Consider the following 3,697-nt stretch of genomic DNA (forward strand, 5'->3'; position numbering starts at 1 on the left):
CGCTACGGGGCCCACACGCTCGCGACAGACCCGAGCGAAGACGCCACCAGACTCCCACTACGCCTGGAACAACCGACAACGCGCACATCGCCGTGCCGTCTCAATGGCGGTTGGAACAAGACGCCCCCGCCAGTGGGAGAAGAACCAAAAACAACGCCACCTTTCGGTGGCGTCGTCATTGCATCGTTGTCGGCAGGAAACTCAGATCACCGGCTCACGCAACACGGCATCGTCCCAGCCCGGGCGCGGGGCGAAGCGATCGCCGTGGCGCTGCTGCAGCACCTTCAAACGTTCCACCAGCGCATCGGCGCCGGTGGCGCGGATGTACTGGATCGGACCGCCGCGGAACGGCGCGAAACCGGTGCCGAAGATCACGCCGGCATCGAGTAGGTCGGCGTCGGCGACGACGCCGTCGTGCAGGCAGGCCACCGCTTCGTTGAGCAGCGGCAGGATCAGGCGGTCTTCGAGGTCGGCCGGGGCCTCGTAGTTGGACGGCACGTCGGTTTTCTGCGCGCGGCCGTTCTCCCATTTGTAGATGCCCTGGCCATCCTTCTTGCCGCGCTTGCCCTGCTCGACGGTCTGCAATGCGGCCGGAATCTGCAGGCCCAGGAACGGCGCAAGTTCCTTGCCCACGCCGGCAGCGACGTCCAGGCCGACGGTGTCGAGCAGTTCGATCGGGCCCATCGGCATGCCGAACTTCACCGCGGCCTTGTCGATGACGGGACCGGGAATGCCCTCGGCGTACGCGGTGGCCGCCTCCAGCATGTACGGGAACAGCACGCGGTTGACCAGGAAGCCCGGGGTGCCGGCCACCGGCACCGGGAACTTGCCCAGCGCCTTGCAGAACGCGGCCAGGCGACGTTCGGTGTCCGGCGCCATGCCGTCGTGATGGATGATTTCCACCAGCGGCATCTGCGCGACCGGGTTGAAGTAGTGCAAGCCGGCGAACTGCGCCGGGCGCTCGATGTGGTCGCGCAGTTCGAGCAACGGGATCGAGGAGGTGTTGGTGGTCAGCAACGCATCGGCCTTCATCTTCGGCTCCAGCGTCTGGTACAGCGACCGCTTGGCCTGCGGGTCTTCGATGATGGCCTCGATCACCAGGTCGGCCAGCGCGACACCCTCACCGGCGAGGTCGGCCTTGAGGCGGGCGGCCACGGCCGGACGCTTGCTGTCGTCCTTCACTTTCTTGGCGAACAGCGCCTGCGCGCGTTCCATCGCCGGATCGATGAAGCGCTGCTCGCGATCCTGCAGGGTCACGTTGAAGCCCTTGAAGGCCGACCACGCAGCGATGTCGCCGCCCATCACGCCGGCGCCGACCACGTGCACGTGGCTGATGCCGTGGTCCTTGCCACCCAGTGCCTTGAGGCGCTCGGTGAGGAAGAAGATGCGGATCAGGTTGCGTGCGGTCGGCGTGCTGGCCAGCTTCACCACCGCGCGACGTTCGGCGTCCAGGCGGGTCTGGATCGGGCTGCCACCGGTGCGTGCCCAGGTGTTGATCAACGCATACGGGGCCGGGTAATGCTCCTTGCGCGCCTTGCGGGCGACCTGCTTGGCCATCTGCGGGGCCAATAGCTTCCGCGCCAGCCAGGTGTTGGTCGCCCACGCGGTGGCGCGCTGCTTGAACGGGCGGGTGGTACCGGTCAGCGCGAGTGCAACCGCCGTATCCAGCAGTACCGCCGGGGCGACGACCTTGTCGACCAGGCCGATGCCGCGCGCGGCCGACGCCGAGAGGGTGCGGCCGGTCAGCATCATGTCCATTGCCGCCGGTGCGCCCACCAGTTGTGGCAGGCGCGAGCTGCCACCCCAACCGGGGAAGATGCCCAGCTGCGTCTCCGGCAGACCGATGCGGGTGGAAGCGTCATTGGAGGCCACGCGGTAACGGCAGGCCAGTGCCAGCTCGGTGCCGCCGCCCAGGCAATGGCCGTGGATCGCCGCGACGGTCGGGCAGGGCAGTTCGGCCAGCTTCTGGTAGGTGCTCTGGCCGCGGCGGATGGCGTCATTGACGGTGCCGCGGCGGTCGAATTCCTGGAACTCCTTCAGGTCGGCACCGGCGATGAACCCGGCCGGTTTGATCGACTGGAGGAYCACCGCCTTGGGCGGGTCCATCGCGATGCGTTCGATCAGGTCGCCCAGTTCCAGCAACACGTCCTGGGACATCGCGTTGACGCTGCTGTCCTGGCGGTCGAGGCTGAGCACCACGACACCATCATCACGGATCTGCGGGTGCCAATGTGAGAAGCGAAGCCCATCGAAGCCTGAAAGCATGGGGACGTTCCATCCGGTTGTGTATGGAGAAGGGGGCTATGATCCAGAGGTTGTTTCCTCCCCGTCAAATCCCTATAGCTGGGGGGAAGGGAAGGCCCGGATCATTGCCGTGAACGGGAACCTTAACGGAACGGTGGTTAAAAGCTGGTGCGGCGTCGTGTGATCGGTCGCTGAACTTTTCCCGGGATTGGCAGTCTCAGTGCTCGACGTTGGTCGGGCTGACAGGAGTGCGGCCCCTCATGGCCGAGGTTGAAACACCACAGGAGCTGGACCTGGAACTGGTCCGGCGCGTGCAGCGCGGCGAGAGTGCGGCCTTTGATGTCCTGGTGCGCAAGTACCAGCATCGGATCATTGCACTGATCGGGCGCTACATCGCCGACTGGAGTGAATGTCAGGACGTCGCCCAGGACACGTTCGTCCGCGCGTATCGCGCGATCGGCAGTTTCCGTGGCGACGCCCAGTTCTATACCTGGTTGCATCGGATCGCCGTGAACACTGCCAAAAACCACCTTGCTGCCCACAACCGCCGCCCGCCCACCGATGACATCGACATCGGCGATGCCGAACAGTTCGACAGCGGTACCCGGCTGCGCGACACCGACACGCCCGAGCGCGAATTGATGCGCCAGGAACTGGAGCAGACGGTGATGAAGGCGGTCTCGGCGCTGCCGGAGGAACTGCGATCGGCCATCACCCTGCGCGAGGTGGACGGGCTGAGTTACGAAGACATCGCGCAGAAGATGGGGTGCCCGATCGGCACTGTGCGTTCGCGGATCTTCCGCGCCCGCGAGGCGATCGACACTGAACTTCGGCCACTGCTGGATGTCGGCAGTGCCACCCGCGAGAAGAGCCGCGTATGAGCCACCACATGAACAACCCTGGATCCACCGGCGCTGCGCCGGACAAACTCGATGCCCACAATCGCCAGCAGCTGTCGGCGTTGATCGACGGTGCGCTGTCGGCCGACGAAGCGCGGTTCATGCTGCGCCGGCTCGAGCACGACGACGCCCTGGCCGGCTGCCACGAGCGGTGGCAGTTGCTGGGCGACGTGCTCCGCGGCCAGGCCTGCGCACCGGCACCGCTGGACTTCGCCGAGCGCGTGCGTGGCGCGGTTGCCGCTGAACCCGCGCCGCTTGCGCCCGCGGCCACCGAGCGTACCGGTGAATCCCGCAGTGGCTGGCGCCGCTGGGGCGGTGGCGCGGCGCTGGCCGCCTCGGTGGCGGCCGTGGCGATGTTCATGACCCGCGAACAGCTGCCCAGCGAGGCCCCGCCGCTGGATGCCCCGACCACCACCATCATCGCCAGCCAGGCCGAGCTGCCGACGGCCCCGGCTACCCCGGCAGCACCGGTGGAGGCCGCCGTTGCGATGGCCGCGGCCCCGGCCGCTGCGGTCGCCGCCGCCAGCCGCCGCCAGGACGTGGCGTCGGTACGC

Annotated in this window: 3 protein-coding genes; 2 read left to right on the forward strand and 1 reads right to left on the reverse strand. The window is 67.3% G+C overall.

Features of this window, described 5'->3' with window-relative positions; translation table 11 throughout:
* Window positions 1–201 precede the first annotated feature (201 nt).
* Window positions 202–2,265 (reverse strand): 3-hydroxyacyl-CoA dehydrogenase NAD-binding domain-containing protein, encoded by a 2,064-nt coding sequence (locus AC1DQP_RS17975; protein ID WP_478052149.1) that lies wholly within the window; start codon window positions 2,263–2,265, stop codon window positions 202–204.
* 239 nt (window positions 2,266–2,504) lie between these two features.
* Between AC1DQP_RS17975 and rpoE the strand changes: the two genes are divergently transcribed.
* Complete coding sequence (rpoE, locus tag AC1DQP_RS17980; protein ID WP_256775837.1) at window positions 2,505–3,125, forward strand: RNA polymerase sigma factor RpoE; 621 nt, start codon at window positions 2,505–2,507, stop codon at window positions 3,123–3,125.
* An 8-nt stretch (window positions 3,126–3,133) separates the two neighbouring features.
* On the forward strand, window positions 3,134–3,697 hold a 564-nt coding region (locus AC1DQP_RS17985; protein WP_478052150.1), incomplete at its 3' end, for a sigma-E factor negative regulatory protein.

The organism is Stenotrophomonas sp. P5_A8, assembly GCF_056400545.1.

Excerpts from the sequence above, each read along its gene's own strand:
- rpoE (WP_256775837.1), top strand. The coding sequence starts at position 2,505 with ATGGCCGAGGTTGAAACACCACAGGAGCTGGACCTGGAACTGGTCCGG.